General features: G+C 68.2%; 18 protein-coding genes and 1 tRNA gene. 12 read left to right on the top strand and 7 right to left on the bottom strand.

What is annotated here, in order from left to right; genetic code table 11:
- Positions 1-3: 3 nt before the first annotated feature.
- Positions 4-363 carry a DUF7344 domain-containing protein gene (locus tag ACYQ26_RS16185; RefSeq protein ID WP_459809922.1) on the bottom strand — a complete coding sequence of 120 codons (360 nt, stop codon included), beginning with the start codon at positions 361-363 and terminating at the stop codon, positions 4-6.
- A 278-nt stretch (positions 364-641) separates the two neighbouring features.
- Here ACYQ26_RS16185 and ACYQ26_RS16180 point away from each other — a divergent pair, with 278 nt between their 5' ends.
- From ACYQ26_RS16180 to ACYQ26_RS16170, 3 genes are all read left to right on the top strand, one after another.
- The gene (locus ACYQ26_RS16180) at positions 642-1,478 is read left to right on the top strand and encodes a sulfite exporter TauE/SafE family protein (protein ID WP_459809921.1); all 837 of its coding nucleotides are present in this window, start codon (positions 642-644) and stop codon (positions 1,476-1,478) included.
- 36 nt (positions 1,479-1,514) lie between these two features.
- Complete coding sequence (locus tag ACYQ26_RS16175; RefSeq protein WP_459809920.1) at positions 1,515-4,055, top strand: heavy metal translocating P-type ATPase; 2,541 nt, start codon at positions 1,515-1,517, stop codon at positions 4,053-4,055.
- 108 nt (positions 4,056-4,163) lie between these two features.
- Positions 4,164-5,450 carry an AI-2E family transporter gene (locus ACYQ26_RS16170; RefSeq protein WP_459809919.1) on the top strand — a complete coding sequence of 429 codons (1,287 nt, stop codon included), beginning with the start codon at positions 4,164-4,166 and terminating at the stop codon, positions 5,448-5,450.
- Between the two features lie 50 nt (positions 5,451-5,500).
- Here the strand turns inward: ACYQ26_RS16170 and ACYQ26_RS16165 are convergent, their stop codons facing one another.
- On the bottom strand, positions 5,501-6,220 hold the full coding sequence (locus tag ACYQ26_RS16165; protein WP_459809918.1) for a DUF2270 domain-containing protein: 720 nt from the start codon (positions 6,218-6,220) through the stop codon (positions 5,501-5,503).
- A gap of 236 nt (positions 6,221-6,456) precedes the next feature.
- Between ACYQ26_RS16165 and gcvPA the strand changes: the two genes are divergently transcribed.
- Both gcvPA and gcvPB read left to right on the top strand, forming a co-directional pair.
- Positions 6,457-7,800 (top strand): aminomethyl-transferring glycine dehydrogenase subunit GcvPA, encoded by a 1,344-nt coding sequence (gene gcvPA / locus ACYQ26_RS16160; RefSeq protein WP_459809917.1) that lies wholly within the window; start codon positions 6,457-6,459, stop codon positions 7,798-7,800.
- Positions 7,797-9,347 carry an aminomethyl-transferring glycine dehydrogenase subunit GcvPB gene (gene gcvPB, locus ACYQ26_RS16155; RefSeq protein WP_459809916.1) on the top strand — a complete coding sequence of 517 codons (1,551 nt, stop codon included), beginning with the start codon at positions 7,797-7,799 and terminating at the stop codon, positions 9,345-9,347. Before gcvPA ends, gcvPB begins: the two co-directional genes overlap by 4 nt.
- A gap of 97 nt (positions 9,348-9,444) precedes the next feature.
- Here the strand turns inward: gcvPB and ACYQ26_RS16150 are convergent, their stop codons facing one another.
- A complete protein-coding gene (locus ACYQ26_RS16150; RefSeq protein WP_459809915.1) occupies positions 9,445-9,618 on the bottom strand; it encodes a DUF7838 family putative zinc beta-ribbon protein in 174 nt (57 codons plus the stop codon).
- Positions 9,619-9,755: 137 nt separating this feature from the next.
- On the opposite strand from ACYQ26_RS16150, the gene ACYQ26_RS16145 reads away from it, so the two are divergent.
- The 4 genes from ACYQ26_RS16145 to ACYQ26_RS16130 all read left to right on the top strand — a co-directional run bounded on the left by ACYQ26_RS16145 (position 9,756) and on the right by ACYQ26_RS16130 (position 11,948).
- Entirely contained in the window at positions 9,756-10,289 is a 534-nt protein-coding gene (locus ACYQ26_RS16145) for a cob(I)yrinic acid a,c-diamide adenosyltransferase (protein WP_459809914.1), read from the top strand.
- 165 nt (positions 10,290-10,454) lie between these two features.
- On the top strand, positions 10,455-10,742 hold the full coding sequence (locus ACYQ26_RS16140; RefSeq protein ID WP_459809913.1) for a DUF7553 family protein: 288 nt from the start codon (positions 10,455-10,457) through the stop codon (positions 10,740-10,742).
- Positions 10,743-10,769: 27 nt separating this feature from the next.
- A tRNA-Val gene (locus ACYQ26_RS16135) sits at positions 10,770-10,844 on the top strand.
- A 309-nt stretch (positions 10,845-11,153) separates the two neighbouring features.
- A complete protein-coding gene (locus ACYQ26_RS16130; RefSeq protein WP_459809912.1) occupies positions 11,154-11,948 on the top strand; it encodes a hypothetical protein in 795 nt (264 codons plus the stop codon).
- A 137-nt stretch (positions 11,949-12,085) separates the two neighbouring features.
- Here the strand turns inward: ACYQ26_RS16130 and ACYQ26_RS16125 are convergent, their stop codons facing one another.
- Positions 12,086-12,196, bottom strand: coding sequence for a phosphohydrolase (locus ACYQ26_RS16125; RefSeq protein WP_459809911.1), 111 nt, complete (start codon positions 12,194-12,196; stop codon positions 12,086-12,088).
- A gap of 192 nt (positions 12,197-12,388) precedes the next feature.
- Here ACYQ26_RS16125 and ACYQ26_RS16120 point away from each other — a divergent pair, with 192 nt between their 5' ends.
- A complete protein-coding gene (locus tag ACYQ26_RS16120; RefSeq protein WP_459809910.1) occupies positions 12,389-12,529 on the top strand; it encodes a hypothetical protein in 141 nt (46 codons plus the stop codon).
- 137 nt (positions 12,530-12,666) lie between these two features.
- Here the strand turns inward: ACYQ26_RS16120 and ACYQ26_RS16115 are convergent, their stop codons facing one another.
- Positions 12,667-13,095 (bottom strand): hypothetical protein, encoded by a 429-nt coding sequence (locus ACYQ26_RS16115; protein WP_459809909.1) that lies wholly within the window; start codon positions 13,093-13,095, stop codon positions 12,667-12,669.
- Between the two features lie 122 nt (positions 13,096-13,217).
- Positions 13,218-13,811: a ribonuclease HI gene (rnhA, locus tag ACYQ26_RS16110; protein ID WP_459809908.1), complete on the bottom strand. Its 594-nt coding sequence runs from the start codon at positions 13,809-13,811 to the stop codon at positions 13,218-13,220.
- A gap of 162 nt (positions 13,812-13,973) precedes the next feature.
- Between rnhA and ACYQ26_RS16105 the strand changes: the two genes are divergently transcribed.
- The gene (locus tag ACYQ26_RS16105; protein WP_006108914.1) at positions 13,974-14,936 is read left to right on the top strand and encodes a transcription initiation factor IIB; all 963 of its coding nucleotides are present in this window, start codon (positions 13,974-13,976) and stop codon (positions 14,934-14,936) included.
- 108 nt (positions 14,937-15,044) lie between these two features.
- Here the strand turns inward: ACYQ26_RS16105 and gfcR are convergent, their stop codons facing one another.
- Entirely contained in the window at positions 15,045-15,692 is a 648-nt protein-coding gene (gene gfcR, locus ACYQ26_RS16100; RefSeq protein ID WP_459809907.1) for a transcriptional regulator GfcR, read from the bottom strand.
- Positions 15,693-15,877: 185 nt separating this feature from the next.
- On the opposite strand from gfcR, the gene ACYQ26_RS16095 reads away from it, so the two are divergent.
- Positions 15,878-17,161, top strand: a complete 1,284-nt coding sequence (locus ACYQ26_RS16095; RefSeq protein WP_459809906.1) for an HAD family hydrolase — start codon at positions 15,878-15,880, stop codon at positions 17,159-17,161.
- Positions 17,162-17,179: the final 18 nt, after the last annotated feature.

The raw sequence follows: 17,179 nt of genomic DNA, 5'->3' as shown, positions 1-17,179 counted from the left end.
ACCCTACCGACGCCGCGCTGGATGCTCGAGGAGATCGTTCGGCGGCCAACTGTTTAACTCGGCGGCGGCGTCGAACAGTTGCGCCGTCGCGTCGCGATCTGACAGCGAAATCTCGTTTTCGTCTCGATCGACGTTGATGACCCCGTGTTCTCGGAGCCGCGGCAGGTGATTGTGCACCAACCGAACCCGAGCGCGCTCGACTTTCGTCTCGTCGATTCGTTCGGGCGGAGTTCGATGCCGCCGCGCCGCTACCTGCCGAGAGATCTCCGCGATACGACGCGGGTCGTCCCCGTCGACCAGCTCGTGGAGCACCAGCTGCCGATCGGCGCTGGCGAGGATTCGAAACGCCTCCATCCGATTCATCACACGTAGACCGCAGTCATGGTGGCTAAAAACGGCACGGACTAATCCTATTGGTATCGCGACCGGGCCGCCACCCTGGTTCGGCCGAACGTGTTCGCAGACGTGCGGTTTCCGACGCGTCTCCGTGAGCGGGTCGTCGTCGTTCCGCCTCGAGAGACGAAACCGATTACCCCGTCGGGCGACTAGCGCGACTACTACGGCGACTGCGCGTTCGAAGCGCGAACCCGAACGTGGACGTAGCCGGCGCGGCTACCTGCACTCGAGACACCACGATCACCATGGACCCGTTCACACTCCTCGGCGTCGACGTCCTGCTGTTTCTCGTCATCGGGCTACTGGGCGGTGCCCACTGTATCGGGATGTGCGGCCCGCTCGTGACGGTCTACGCGAGTCGGATGGACGGCGCCGCGACCGACGGCGGCCGGACCTCGAACCGCAACCGCAGCCGCGGCCGCGAGAGCCACCTCACGACCTACGAGGTGCGCCAACACGCCCTGTTCAACCTCGGCCGCACGGCCAGCTACACGCTGCTGGGCGCGCTGTTTGGCGCGCTCGGGAGCGCCCTGTTCGTGACGACCGACGCGCTGACGCCCGTCCTCGAGACCGTCCGCGGTGGCGTCGGAATTGTCGTCGGCGGCTTCGTCATCGTGACCGGCGTCTACTACCTGCTCGGGCGCACGACCGGCGGCATCCAGCTGCCGGGCCTCGAGCGCGTCGTCTCGCGGCTGACGGCGCACGTCGATCGGCTCGCGAACGGCCCCGGCATCGTTGGCCTGGGCGCGCTGCACGGCCTGTTGCCCTGTCCGATCCTCTATCCGGCGTTCCTGTACGCGTTCGCGACGGGGTCGCCGGCCGGCGGCGCGCTCGCGCTGGCCGCGCTCGGAATCGGGACGATTCCGGCCGTCTTCGCCTACGGGACCGTCATCGACGCCGTCGACGTCGAACACCGCCGGCGGGTCCACCGGCTGCTCGGGATCGCCTTCGTCGCGCTGGGGTACGTCCTGCTGGCCCACGGGCTGATGAGCCTCGGAATCCACGTTCCCCATCCCAGCTTGCCGTTCTACGACGGCCTCGAGACGGCCGGCGCCGGGATGGGCGGCGGACACAACCACTGATCGGACTATGAACGCACGAACCGGAGGAACTGGACGATGACGGAGGCAACGATCGATTCGGCGGACCGACAGTGTACGCTGTGCGAGCTCCCCGTCGAGGGGAGCGACGTCACCGACGACGAGGGGAACCGCTTCTGCTGCGTCGGCTGTCGGGACGTCTACGACGCGCTCGGCGACGTCGAGGACGTCGATGCCGAAGACGTCCGCAGCGCGCGCGACCGTGAAGCCGACGACGCGGACGCGGACCGAGCGGTTCCCGACGGCCACGAGGCCACTTACCTCGAGGTCGACGGGATGCACTGCGCGACCTGCGAGGCGTTCATCGAGTCGGTCGCGACCGAAACGGAGGGCGTCAGCGGGGCGAGCGCGAGCTACGTCACCGACACGGTGCGGATCGACCACGATCCCGACAGCGTCACCCAGGACGACCTCGCGGAGGCCATCAGCGGCCTCGGCTACAGCGCCTACGACCGCGACGACGCCTTCAGCCGCCGGCAGGCGGACAACTGGGAGATGGCCCGAGTCGGCGTCGGCGTCCTCATGGGAATGATGGTGATGCTCCAGTACGTCGTCATCATCTACCCCACGTACTTCGGCGCCTGGTTCTACGACGAGCGGACGATGCAGTTCTTCCGGGAGACGCTGGCGAGCGACCTCGCGACGCCCTTCTATCTGATGATCGCGGCGCTGACGACGATCATCCTCGGCGTCACCGGCAAACCGATCCTGCAGGGGGCCTACGTCAGCGCCAAGACCCGGTCGCCGAACATGGACCTGCTGGTCGCGATCGCGGCCGTCAGCGCCTACCTGTACAGCACGCTCTCGATCGCCGTCGGCGGCGAGCACATCTACTACGACGTCACCGTCGCGATCGTCGTCATCGTCTCCGTCGGCAACTACTACGAGTCGACGATCAAGCGCGAGGCCACCGAGCGGCTCTCGGACCTGACCAGCGTCCAGGTCGACTCGGCGCGCCGCGTTAGCGAGGACGGCGGACACGAGGACGTCGCACTCGAGGAGCTTGCGGCTGGCGACCGCGTGCTGGTCCGGGCCGGCGAGCGGATCCCCGTCGACGGCGCGGTCGTCGACGGCGAGGCCGCGGTCGACGAGGCGGTCGTCACCGGCGAGTCCCTGCCCGTGACGAAGGCGGCGGGCGACGCCGTCGTCGGCGGCTCGATGGTCGCCGACGGCGCGGTCACGGTCGAGGTCGGCGAGGACGCGACCAGCAGCCTCGATCGCATCACGGAACTCGTCTGGGACCTCCAGAGCGGCACCCACGGCATCCAGAAGCTCGCGGACAAGCTGGCGACGATCTTCGTCCCGGTCGTGCTCGTCCTCGCGGTCGTCGTGACGGTCGTCCGCCTCGGCCTCGGCGCGCCGGTCGAGCGCGCCCTGCTGGACGGGCTGACGGTGCTGATCGTCTCCTGTCCCTGCGCGCTCGGGCTCGCGACCCCGCTGGCCGTCGCCGCGGGCATCCGCGACGCCTTAGAGCGCTCGATCGTCGTCTTCGATGACAGCGTCTTCGAGCGCATCCGCGACGCCGACACCGTGGTCTTCGACAAGACCGGGACGCTGACGACCGGCGACATGACCGTCGTCGAATCGGATACCGACGTCGACGACGACCTACTCGAGAAGGCGGCGATCCTCGAGGGACGGTCCGCCCACCCAGTGGGGAAGGCGATCGCGGCGGTGGCCGGGGGTTCGGGCTCGAGCGACGGCGACGCCGACGCCGAGACGGCGTCCGGAACCGTCGCGGACGGCGGCACGGTCGAGACGGCTGGAACCGAGACCGATGCAGACGCCGCCGACGGCGAGCCGGACGAACCTGGCGACGATCGCCTCGAGTCCTTCGAGAGCTACCGCAACGGCGTCGCGGGCGTCGTCGACGGCGAGGAGGTCGTCGTCGGCCACCCGGACCTGTTCCGGGATCGCGGCTGGACGGTCCCCGACGACGTGGCGGCGACCCTCGAGGCCCACCGCGAGACCGGCCGCGTGCCGGTCGCCGTCGGCCGCGAGGGAACCGCCGAGGGCGTCATCGTCGTCGGCGACGAACTCCGCGAGGGCTGGGGCGAGACGGTGACGGCGATCGCCGACAGCGGCGCCGAGGTCGTCGTCCTCACCGGCGACGACGCGAAGGCGGCGGACCGGTTCCGCGAGCACGCGGCCGTCGATCGGGTGTTCGCCGGCGTTCCCCCCGAAGGAAAGGCCGAGACCGTCGAGCGGCTCAAGGGGACCGGCCGGACGGTCATGATCGGCGACGGGACCAACGACGCGCCGGCGCTGGCGGCCGCCGACCTGGGCGTCGCGCTGGGCGGCGGGACCGCCATGGCCGCCGACGCGGCCGACGTCGCGCTGGTCGACGACGACCTCTCCTCGGTCGAGACCGTCTTCGACCTCGCTCGTGCGACCGACCGCCGCGTGAAGGGCAACATCGCCTGGGCGTTCTGCTACAACGCCGTCGCGATCCCGCTTGCCGTCACCGGGCTGCTCAACCCGCTGTTCGCCGCCGTCGCGATGGGGACCAGCAGCCTGCTGGTCGTCACCAACTCCTCGCGGTCGCTGCTCGAGGACTGACGACGGCCGGTTCCGGCTCGGGTTCCGGGTCCGATTCTGTTCGACCGATCCGTTCACCGCTCGAAATCCTTCAACGGGATAATACGACGCGCGACCGTAGCGGAGCGTATGGCTGCGTCCGATCCCGATCGCGATCCTGATCGTGATCACGATCACCATCCCGAGACCGGCACCGCCCCCGACTCCGCCCCGGCGGCGTCCGACTCCGAATCGTGGTTCGACGATCGAACCGGGCTGACCGCCCTCGCCGTCGTGAGCGCGCTCCTCGGGCTGTTCGTCGTCCTCCCGTACCTCCAGTACGTGCTGCTCGGGGTCGTGCTCGCGTACGTGCTCATGCCCGCCCAGCGGCGCCTCGAGGCCTACGTCCGCTCGATGACCGCGGCGTTCGTGCTCGTCGCCGTCGCGATCCTCGCGATCATCTTACCGCTGGCGTACGTCCTCGCGGTCGCGTTCCGCGAGGCCCAGAACATCCTCGAGGCCGTCGAAGGGGGCGACCTCAACATCGGGGCGATCGAATCCCGCCTCGAGACGACCGGTTACGCGATCGATCTCACCGAGACGTACCAGACCTACCGGGATCCGATCGAGACGGGGCTGCAGGGGATCGCCTCGAGCGGCATCGAACTCGCCAGCGGCCTGCCCGGCCTGCTGATCGGGCTGATGGTGACGCTGTTCGTCCTGTTCGCCCTGCTGCGCGACGGCGGCGCGCTCGTCGCGTGGTTCCGCCGCGTGTTGCCGATCGAGGACGACATTCTGCGGGAGTTGCAGGCGGAAGTCGACCAGCTCATGTGGGCCTCCGTCGTCGGGAACGTCGCCGTCGCGGGCGTGCAGGCGGTGATGATGGGGGTCGGGCTGGCAGTCGTCGGCGTCCCCGCCGTCGTCTTTCTCACCGTCGCCACGTTCGTCCTCACCCTGTTGCCGCTGGTCGGCGCGTTCGGCGTCTGGATCCCCGTCGTGGTCTACCTGCTCGCGATCGGGGAGTTCGTCCCCGCCGCCGGCCTCGTCGCCTACGGCTCGCTGGTCAGCGCCTCCGACACCTACCTGCGACCGGCGCTGATCGGGCGCACCAGCGCCTTCAACTCCGCGATCATCGTCGTCGGGATCTTCGGCGGCATCGTCGTCTTCGGCGGCGTCGGCCTGTTCATCGGTCCCGTCGTGCTCGGCGGCGCGAAGATCACGCTCGACGTGTTCGCCCGCGAACGGAGCGGCGGCGAGTCGCTCGAGACCGGGGGGACGGACCGAGCGGCCGATCCGGCCGTCGACACGGCCGACGCCGGTGTCAGCACGGGGATCGATCCGGAGACGGATGCGAGCGACGCGGGTGCGGACGACGGGCACGTCGCTGGCGGTGACGACGATGCTGAGGCGAGTACCGACGAGCCGTCAGAACCGTGACGCGAAGCGGACACTGACGCCGGTCGGAACCGCAACGCGTGACTCGAGCCCTACTCGTCCGAATCGTTCTTCCAGTCGCCGGGCTCCTCGCCGTGTATCTCGCCTTTCGCCCGTCGCGGGGCCGGCCAGAGCGCGAGGACGACGACGGCCACGTAGAACGCGCCGAGCGCCACGGCCACGTAGTAGCCGTGGATGCCGGGCAGTTCGGCCGCCTCCGTCCACTGCTGCTCCGGCGTGAACAGGGAGACCTTGAAGATCCAGGCGACGCCGACCACCGAAAACAACAGCCCGTAGACGCGTCGAATCCGACGTGAGAGGGCCTCTCGAGTCGTCACCTTGAACGTCGGATTCCGGAGGTCGTCGCTCAGCTCCTCGCGCCAGTAGGGGTGTTCGACGCCGACCGGCTCTAATGCGTTCGCGAACACGTTCTCCTGGATGAACCGCACCCGCGCCCGCCAGTGGTCGTAGAAGCGGTAGCGCCGAACCTCGTAGAACAGGAAGATACAGAGGACGAACTGGCCGATCAGCAGGAGAAAGGCCGGCATGTCCGGACTCGAGAAGACGAGCGAGAGCAGGGCGGCGAGCAGGGCGATCGCCCAGTCGGTCGTTCGATCGATGCGGTCCTGGGCGCTGTTGGCCTGGCTGACCTCGCCCCGGTAGAAGTGCGGGAGGATGCCAAGCAGGGAGTCGGAGTCGGCCGCCGCTTCCGCGCCGACCTCCTGGTCGTCGGGGTCGAGCGGCGTCTCGGAATCGTCGCGATCACGTGGCATTCGGGCACCGGACACCGCCGGTCGGGTTAACGGTCCGCGCGGCGAATGCAGGCACGCTATCGCGTTGCGACCCGGTATCGAGCGGCCGAACCGCGGTCTCGACGGGACCAATCGACCGCGGGGCGACGGTCTCGAGAAAAAGGGTGCGTTCATTATCCCCAGGGCGCTATCACTGGATATCGTGTTCGGGACCGGCTGTCAGGCGACAGGCGCACAACGAGCGGATCGGTGATACCATGCACGGAAGAACACATGCAGGGAGCCCGTACGCTCCCCACACGGACGAGGACCGGACGGCGATGCTCGAGGCGGTCGGCGCCGAGACGGTCGAGGAACTGTTCGACGTTCCGGCGGCCGTCCGGTTCGACGACGAGTTCGGCATCGACGCGCGAACGGAGCGGGAAACGAGGCGGCTCGTCCGCTCAATATTGGGTCGCAACGACGATCTGACGGAGCTGCTCGGCCGGGGGCACTACGGCTACTACGTGCCGTCGCTGGTCGATCACCTCGCGGATCGCTCGGAGTTTCTCACCTCCTACACGCAGTACCAGCCAGAGGTGTCCCAGGGATTCCTTCAGGCCCTGTTCGAGTACCAGTCGCTTTTGGTCGAGCTGACGGGCCTCGAGATCGCTAACTGCTCGATGTACGACGCGGCAACCGCGCTGGGCGAGGCCGCGACGCTGGCCGACCGCGTCCGCGACGTGACCGGCTACCGGGTGCTGGTCCCCGAGGCCGACCTCCTGCGCGAGGAGCGGCGCAGCACCCTCGAAAACTACGTCGCAGGCATCGACCTCGAGGTCGAGTCCTACCCGAGTGCGGACGGCAACGTCGACCTCGAGGCCCTCGAGGACGCCGTCGACGAGGAGGTCGTCATGATCTACGCGGAGAATCCGACGGTACGGGGAACGATCGAGGAACACCTCGCGGCGATCGGCGACCTCGCGGACGCCAACGACGCCCTGTTCACGCTCGGCTCGGACCCGGTCGCGCTGTCGCTGCTCGAGCGGCCCGCGGACGTCGGCGCCGACGTCGTCGTCGGCGACGCGAGCGTGCTCGGCCTGCCGACCAGTTACGGAATGGGCCTGGGCTTGTTCGCGACCCGCGAGGACTACCTCCGGCAGGTTCCCGGCCGCCTCGTCGGCGCGAGCGAGGACGCGACCGACCGCCGGGCGTTCACGCTCACGCTGCAGACCCGCGAACAGCACATCCGCCGCGAGCGGGCCACGAGCAACATCTGCACGAATCAGGCCTGGGTCGCACTGCGGACGGCGATCCACGCCGCCGCGCTCGGGCCGACCGGCATGGTCGAACTCGCGAACCGCGGCGTACGCCGCGCCGCGGACCTCGCGGAGCGCGTCGACGACCTCACCGGCGTCACGGCGCCGGTCCACGACCGCCACCATCTCCGGGAGTTCGTCGCCCACGTCGACCAGCCCGCGCGGGCGATCGCCGAGGACCTCGAGCGCCGCGGCTTCGCGGTCCACGTCGTCGGCGACCACGAGATTCAGGTCTGCGTCGCCGGCGTCCCCGACGAGCGGTTAGACGCGTTCGTCGAGACGCTCGCGGAGGTGGTTCGATGACGGGCGGCAGACGGGACGCGAACGCGGGCGACGACGCGCAGGCCCGATACGATCAGGCCCGCTACGTCGAAAACGGCGAGTACGAGCCGCTGCTGTCGGAAAAGGACCTGACTCGAGTCGGGATCGGCGGCGACGGCGACGGTGACGGCGGCGATAGCGGCGACGACGCCACGACCGTCGACTCCCCGCTCCCCGACGACCTCACCCGCGACTCGCTCGAGTTGCCCGAACTGTCGGAACCCGAACTGGCCCGCCACTACACGCGGCTCTCCCAGATGATCTACGGGATCGACAGCGGGCCCTACCCGCTTGGCTCGTGTACGATGAAGTACAACCCCAAGTTCACCGAGGACGTGGCGGCGCTGCCCTCGGCTGCCGTCCACCCCGACCGCTCCGAGCGGTCCGTCCAGGGCACGCTCGAGCTCATGTACCGGCTGCAGGACTACCTCGGCCGGATCGGCGGCATGGACGCCGTCACGCTCCAGCCGCCCGCGGGCGCGGCCGGCGAGTTCGTCGGCATCCGCGTCGCCGCGGCCTACCACGAGCACAACGGCGAGGGCCACCGCGACGAGGTCATCGTCCCCGAGAGCGCCCACGGGACCAACTTCGCCAGCGCCGCCCTGGGCGGCTACGACGTCGTCTCGCTGCCCAGCGACGAGGACGGCCGGGTCGACCTCGAAGCGCTCGAGGCGGCGCTCTCGGAGGACACGGCGGCCCTCATGTTGACGAACCCGAACACGCTGGGGCTGTTCGAGCGCGACATCACGGAAATCGCCGAGATGGTCCATGACGTGGGCGGGCTGCTCTACTACGACGGGGCGAACCTGAACGCCCTGCTCGGGCGCGCGCGGCCCGGCGACATGGGCTTCGACGTGATGCACTACAACGTCCACAAGACGTTCGCGACGCCCCACGGGGGCGGCGGCCCCGGCGCGGGGCCGGTCGGCGTCGTCGATGAACTGGCGCCGTTCCTGCCGGCGCCGCGGATGCGCGAGGCCAGAGACGGCGGCCCGAAATCGAAGTCGGGAGAACCCACCTACGAACTGTTCGACCCCGAGCACACCATCGGCAAGGTCCACGGCTTCCACGGCAACTGGCTCGTGCTCGTGAAGGCATTCGCCTACATCGCGCGGCTGGGCGACGAGGGGCTGGCGGACGCCAGCGCGACGGCCGTGCTCAACGCGAACTACCTCGCGAGTCAGATCGAGTACGACGTCCCCTACGAGCCGTTTCACCACGAGTTCGTCGCCAGCGCGGGCGAGCAGGACGCGGCCGACGTCGCCAAGCGGATGCTCGACTACGGCGTCCACCCGCCGACGACCAAGTGGCCTGAGATCGTCCCCGAGGCGCTGATGACCGAACCGACGGAGGTCGAGAACAAGGACACGCTCGATCGGCTGGCGGCGGCGTTCAACGCCGTCGCGGGCGAGGACTCGGAGACGCTCGAGGCCGCCCCCGAGCGGACCACGGCGCGGCGGATCGACCAGACCAGTGCAGCGCGGAACCCGCGGCTGTCGTGGCAGGCGCTCGAGACCGACGAGTCCTAGCGCCGTCGTCGAACCGCTGGATTCGCGGCATTGGACTCGAACGGGCGACGGAACCGAGGCGATCGACAGAAAAAGTCGTTCGGCGTCGCGGCCGTGCTTAGGCTTCGGCGGCGCTCGTGTCCACGGCGTCGTCGATCTGTACGAAGCCGTAGTCGCAGTCCGGACAGTGCCACTTGATCTTCGTCCCGAGGTGCAGCGTCGTGCTCGCGGCGCGGTAGAACGTCTTCTCCTCCCCGCAGTTGGGACAGTCGTGGTCGAGTTCCATCGTCATACGCGGGGGTTGTGGTCCGAGTGTGTTTAACGTACTGATCGCGGCCTCGAGCGCGACGGCGCGGATTCGGCGCGACGATACCGCCTGCGGCCGCGTTCCCGACAGGGATTAAGTGATCGACGGCCGTCGAGTCGGATATGTCGATCTACACCGGCCGCGGCGACGACGGGAAGACGGACCTGCGCGACATGACTCGCGTTTCGAAGTCGAGTCCGCGCATCGAGGCCTACGGCACCGTCGACGAACTCAACGCCCTCATCGGGACGATTCGGCCGACCGGCCACGACGACGTCGACGATCGGCTCCAGACCGTCCAGAACCACCTTCACGTCGTTCAGGCGGACTTCGCGAACCCCGACCCGGACGAGGACGACCCCGCGATCCGGACCGCCCACGTCGAGACGATCGAGGACTGGATCGACGAGTACGACGAGGAACTCGAGCCGCTGACCTCCTTCGTGCTGCCGACCGGCAGCGACTCCGGGGCGCGGCTCCACCACGCCCGGACGGTCTGTCGGCGCGCCGAGCGCCGGGCGGTCGACCTCGCGACGGCCGAGGAGATCAACGAGCAGGCCGTCCAGTATCTCAACCGACTCTCTGACGGCCTGTTCACGTTCGCCCGCGTCGTCAACAAGCGCGACGGCGAACCGGAAGAAGCGCCCGAGTACTGACGGTTCGAGTCGGCTCGAGCCGACCTCGATTCCTGCGTCAACTGCATCGCGGCCGCTCACGTAGATCGGGCCGATCAGTACTCAGTTCGCGGTATTTTCACGGTCCTATTTCTGTTGCTGACGAAAGGACTATATTCTCGCTGCGCCTTTCTCTAGTGAACGACGATGAACAAGCACTTTCACGATAGCCGCTACTACCTCGCTCGCGCCGCCGAACACGCCCGCCTCGGCGTCGCCGAAACCCTCGCTCCCGTCACCGATCGGGTACGCCGCCGGTTCGGACCCTCGGAGTCCGAGCCTGAACCCGACACCCGCCTCGAGACGGTTCGCGACGAAGTCGCGGGCCTCGAGCGGGCGGTCGAGGGGCGGACTCGCGAGGCGATCGGGGCGGCTCGAGCACGAGTCGCGGCGTACCGCGAGGACGTGTCGCCGACCGACGAAAGGAAGCCTTAAGTCGCACGCACCGATACGTCAGCCTGCGGGTTGGTGATCTAGTCCGGTTATGATACCTCCTTCACACGGAGGAAGCCGGCGGTTCAAATCCGCCCCAACCCACTACTTCTGCCGCGAGCAAATCCGCGAGCGGCAGCGTCGTGACGTTGGGCGGATTTGAATCAGGGAGTGAAGCGAAACGAAACGACCGTGGTTCAAATCCGCCCCGTTCTACTCCCCGCTTCGTACTGCGTCTAGTTCTCCGAGGAACCGCCGAAATCAAGATCGCTCGAGCCCGCCGGATACGCCCACCTTACAGTCGACGCACGGCCAAACTATTGAGGTACCGACTCTCACGCCCGAACCGGAACGACCCGAAACCGACGGTAATGGGGCTCTTTACTTTGGGGAAAGCGGACGCCTATCGAGGTGATGACGCCGTCGGAACGGTCGCTCAGAACCCATCTCACCCGAACCGAATCGCTGAACGCCGTCTACGAGGGGACGCTGATCGAGGAGACCGGACGGGCGGAGGTCGCGATCGGCGTCACGGATCGGCGGCTGCTCGGCTGTTCCGCGGACGGCGAGTTCCTCGACGTGAAACAGGAGTACATCACGTCCATCCGGAGCCGCCTCCGCTCGAGCCCCACCTACCGCGGCGTCGACGATCGGCTCGTCGCCGGGGCCGGCGCCGTCCTCGCCGCGCTCGCCGCCCTCGCGCTCCTTTCGATCGCGCTCCGGTCGCCGGCGGCGGCGGGCACGGCGACGATCGGGCTCGCGGTCGCGACCGTCGCGGGGGGCGGCGCGGCCGAACTCGCCCGCCGACGCTACGCGCGACTCGAGCCGCGCGGGCGGCTCGACCTCGATCGCGGCGTCGATCTCGGATCCGATCGCGACCGGCTGCTCCTGGGCGGGCTCTGCGGTGGCTTGCTCGCCGCGGTCTCGTTCCTGTGGCTGCTCGCCGCCACGGGTCCCCTCGCGGGATCGGCGGTGCTCGCCGCGCTCGCCGGGCTCGCAGTCGCCGACTATGGAACCCGGCTCGAGACCGAGTACGACGGCATCGGGTTCGCCACGGAACGTGAGAAGCGCGTCGAGATCACCACCGTCGACGGGCGAACCGTCGAACTCCGAACGGCGCCGGACGCGGCCCTCGAGCGGGAACTCGGCCGTCGCTCGACGCAGCGCCATTACGATCCGATCGAGAGCGTGCAGTACGACGCGCCGTGAGCCGTTTGTCGCGGGCCGGCGGGTCGAGGATCGGATTTTCGCGAGCCGGCGAGGGTCGGGAGTCCGCCGACCGACGGTCGACGCGGCTGCTACGACGGCGAAAACGGAGCCAGGAGGAAGAACAGACGAGCGACCGATTACTCGCGGCGCGCCTTGTACAGCAGTTCCCACACCGCGTCTTCGATAGCGTCGTCGGACTGCTCCTCGAGTTTGGCGTACAGATTGTCGGAGATCGTAACTTCGGGCATCGACAGTTCCTGCGTCGGCCACCCATGTAAAAGTACCAGAATACGAAACTGAGTTAATTATTTGCGAGCGGGCCCGACCGCGGTCGGCGCGTCCCCTGGCGCAGCGGCGGGGTCGTCGGTCGCGGCGGACGGACTCGCGGCCGTCGCCGTCCGCGACCAACGTTTAAGCGCGTTCGCGTGGTGTCACAGCGCATGGCGTACCAGCTCCGCTGTGACAGCTGCGAGTTCGACCGCGAGTGTTCGGACTGGGCCGAAGCCAACCGGCACGCGAGCGAACACGAGGCCGAATACGGCGACCACTGGGTGACGATTCGGGATCTGCAGGAGGCGTAGGCGCCGCGCCGTCGAGGGGAGCCGACCGCGACGCTATTTTCGGACGACCGTCGGTCCCACACGCTTAGGTCGCGGAGTCGAACCGCGAGTCCCGTCGTCGGACCGCCGAGAACTCGAGGCGCAAGCGGGCCGTCCGATCAGCCGGAGCCGCCGGTACGATCCTCGAGCGGGTCGACCGAGAGGAACGCGGCCAGGATCGCGGTGTGAACCGTTCGGAGGTCCGTCTCCCGGATCGTCGTCGCCGCCTCGAAGCGTTCGCGGAGGGCTGCCACCTGCGTCGGCTTCGCGGCGAGGGTCGCGAGGACGAACCCGTCCGGGTCGACGGCCGTCGCCGCCTCGAAGTCGGCCTCGTCGTACAGCGTCGCGAACTCCGAGAGCAGGTCCGAGACGAGTTCGTCGGTCGCCTCGGCGCCCGGATCCCCCGCGGGAACCGACGACGCGGTCTCGTCGAAGTAGTCGCCGAGATCGACGACCCCGGCCGCCTCGTAGACGTGCTCGTCGAGGGCCTCGTAGACCGGCCGCGAGAGGTACACGCCGAACAGCTTGAACCGATCCTCGCCAGTCATGTGGCCGTGTTCGGACGCGAGGTACAAAAATCCGGACGAGTGGCCGAGCGCCGAACGCTATCGCCGACGGGGCGGCACTCGAGACTCGAGGTCCGTACCCGTACCGGTGCCGCGCCCGCCGCTCACCCCTGATCGAGCGCCTCGTTCGCGAGCCCGTCCGCGCGGTCGTTGACCTCGCGGGGGACGTACTCGAGCGTCCACTCGTCGAAGTTCGAGAGCAGCTCGTGGACGGTGACCCGCTTCTCGCGGAGCTCGGGGTTGTTGGTGTCGTACTCGCCGCGGACCTGCTTGACGATGAGCTCGGAGTCGCCGCGGACGTGGACCTCGTCGAACCCGTAGTCGCGGGCCGCCTCGAGCGCCGCGATCAGGGCCTCGTACTCGGCCCGGTTGTTCGTCGTCGTTCCGATCCGTTCGCCGTTCTCGCCGACGATGCCGTCGCCGGAGACGATCACCCAGCCGATCGCCGCGGGACCCGGATTGCCGCGGCTCGCGCCGTCGAAGTAGACGTGCGCCCGGCCGCCTCCCTCGCGGAGAATAGCCTCGATCTCCCGGGGATTCCCGCCCTGCACGACGACCTTGTCGTCGTAGGCGACCGCCGTCGCCGACCCGCGGCTCGCCCGCCAGCGTTCGTGTTCCGTGTTGCCCGGTTCGACCGTCACCCCGGCCGCCTCGAGTCGGTCTCGAGCGGCGTCGACGTCGCATTCGATGACCGGCATTCGTCCCTGTGATCGGCCGGTTCCGGATAAAGTCTTTCCGGTTCCAGATGGTAAATATCCGTCTCGAGCGCCCCTACCGTCCGATTTCGGCACTTTTCCCGTAGCCGGTCGAAACGGTTCCCAAGACTTTATATACAATGGTGCTACTACTATAAAAGTGCGATGACACGGTCCACCCGCCAGCGGGAGCGAACGCGTGAGACGGACGAGACCGAGGATCAGGAGGGGGTACGCGCCTGTCCCGAGTGTGAATCGGACAATCTCGTCAAGGACTCCGACCGGGGTGAGCTCATCTGTGAAGACTGTGGGCTCGTCGTGGAGGAAGAAAAGATCGACCCGGGCCCTGAGTGGCGGGCGTTCAACCACCAGGAGCGACAGGAGAAGTCCCGCGTCGGCGCCCCGACCACCCAGACGATGCACGACAAGGGGCTGACGACGACGATCGACTGGAAGGACAAGGACGCCTACGGCCGCTCGATTTCCTCGAAGAAGCGCAGTCAGATGCACCGACTGCGCAAGTGGCAGGAGCGCATCCGAACGAAAGACGCCGGCGAGCGCAACCTCCAGTTCGCGTTAAGCGAGATCGACCGGATGGCCTCGGCGCTCGGCGTCCCGCGTTCGGTCCGCGAGGTCGCGTCGGTCATCTATCGCCGCGCGCTCAAGGAGGACCTCATCCGCGGCCGCTCGATCGAGGGCGTCGCGACCTCCGCACTCTATGCCGCCTGTCGGAAGGAAGGCATCCCGCGAAGCCTCGAGGAGATTTCGGAAGTCTCACGCGTCGAACGCAAAGAGATCGGTCGCACGTATCGATACATCTCGCAGGAACTCGGCCTCGAGATGCGACCCGTCGACCCGAAAAAGTACGTCCCGCGCTTCTGTTCCGAACTCGAACTGTCCGAGGAAGTCCAGACCAAGGCCAACGAGATCATCGAGAAGACGGCCGAGGAGGGACTGCTCTCGGGCAAGTCGCCGACCGGATACGCCGCGGCCGCGATCTACGCCGCCTCGCTGCTCTGTAACGAGAAGAAGACCCAGCGCGAGGTCGCCGACGTCGCGCAGGTGACCGAAGTGACGATCCGGAACCGGTACCAGGAACAGATCGAAGCGATGGGCATCCACGGCTAACGCCGTTCGCTCACTGCACGCTCGACGTCGACGCCGATCGTCTTTTTTACCGTCGCTCCGCGACCGAAAGCGTCCGGTGGACCGCGGACCGGCGGCCGTCGGTGAGCGTTACTCGTCCTGGCCGACGCTGATGACCTGCAGCAGCGAGTAGACCGGGACGCCGGCGAGTTCCTCGACGCCCTGCTTGTCCGCGAGGACGACGCAGGCCAGCGGCTCGCCGCCCTCGGTGCGGATCGCCTCGATCGTCTCCCGCATCGTCGTGCCGCTGGTGATGGTGTCGTCGACGATGTAACACTCCCGGTCGCGGATGCCGGCGAAGTTCCGGGAGAAGGTCCCGCCGAGGTCCTCGATGTCGCCCTCCTCCCACTGGTGTTTCGCCGGCGTGTAGGTCCCGAGGTCGGTGCCGAGTTCGCTCGCGATCAGCGTGGCGATGGGGGCGCCGGCCTTCTCGATGCCGATCGTCAGGTCGACGTCCTCGCCGTGTTTGGCCAGCAGGTCGGCCATCGCGGCGGCGATGTGGCCCATCCGCTTGCTGTCCCGGCCGACCGCGGACCAGTCGACGTGGATGTCCTGGGGGCCGCCGGCGGCCGGTTCGGCGGTGTCCTGCGTGGTCGGCTTGGCCGTCGTGCCGCTGCGCTCGACGAGCCAGCTGGCCGTCTCGCGCGAGACGTTCAGTTCGTCGGCGATCTCGCCCTTCGAGAGACCGCGGTCGGCGAGCTCCGCCGCGCTCTCGATGAGGTCGTCAACGTTTTTCATACGCGGACGGTTCGGCCGCCGTTTTTATAGTCGTATCGTCGTCCGTCGAGCGGCGAACGCCGACGGCGTCGTGGCCGGTGCGGTCGCGGTGCCGCCGAGGGGGCCGACCAGGTTCCTCGAGCGGCCGGCGCCGTCGGCCGCCCTCGGAGGCAACGATTATCCCCCTGCCGCTGACTGTAGCTAGCATGGAACGGTACGACCTCGTCTACCGGCTCTACGACGAGTACGATACGGCAACCCTGCGCGAGTACCAGGAGTTCGTCGACGTCTTCCCGGCGGTCGACTCGAGGGTCGCCCTCGAACACTGGCAGGAGGCGACCGAGGAACTCGAGCGGCGGAAAAACGAGATCCGCTCCGATTTCGCGGCCGGCGAGACGTTCGCCGAGGTCGCCTCCTGGGCGGACCGCGATCAGGCCTTCACCGCCTTGGACCTCGAGGCCAAGTACGGCCGCGCGGTGAACGTGCTCGTGTTAGACGTCGACGAGACGCTGCGCTCGGCCGGCGGCACGGACAACGAGATCCCCCGCGAGACGCTGCACGTGCTGACGGAGTTCCACGAGGCCGGCGTCCCGATCGTCATCTGTACGGGCCAGACCTTAGAGAACGTCAAGGGGTTCGCGATCCAGGGGCTGGGCAGCGAGATCGTCCACTCGGGGAACCTCTCGATCGTCTACGAGGCCGGGACGGGCGTGTTCACGCCGGGCCACGGCGCGGACACCAAGCAGTTGCTCTACGAGGACTTAGACGAGGAGATCCGGGCGGTCTTCGACGACGTTCGCTCGCGGGTGCTCCCCGAAGCGCCCGAACAGCTCCGCCGGGGCTGTCACCTGCAGGGCAACGAGTTCAACATCACGATGAAGCCCAACTACGAGACCGGCTCCGCGGACGCCCGCGACGTCATCGACGAGGCGCTGGTCTACCTTATCGATCTGCTCGCTGACGCGGTCGGCTCGGCCCTCGAGTTGAACGGGAACGGCGACGGCGACACCGAGATCAGCGACGAGACGGTCGTCGACTGGACCCGCGCGTTCTACGCCGATCAGGACCCCGAGATCAGGGCCGTCCTCGAGAGCGAGGGCGTCTATCCCGACCGGAAGGCCGACGAGGTACCGGCTCGGCTCGCGGACACCTTAGAGCGGATCGACGTCGCCTACTACGAGGCCGACGCCGCCGAGATCGGCAGCCTCGAGTTGAACAAGGTGGTCGGCGTCGAGCGCGCGTTCGACGTACTCGGGATCGACGATCCCTTCGCGCTGGTGATGGGCGACTCCAAGAGCGACCTGCGCGTCATGGAGTGGGTCGAGGAAAACGACGCCGGCATCGCGGCCGCCCCCGAGCACGCCTCGCGGGACACGTTAGAGCACGTCCTCGAGACGGACGAACTCGTCTTCGACCGCGGGAAGAGTGTCGACGTGCTCCGGACCGTTTACGCGCTGAACCGGCTGGCCCACCTCGGCGAGTCGACGTAACGACTGGACCGAAACGGC

The sequence above is a fragment of the Halopiger thermotolerans genome (assembly GCF_054654555.1).
This window is presented reverse-complemented; position numbering and strand designations above follow the sequence as displayed.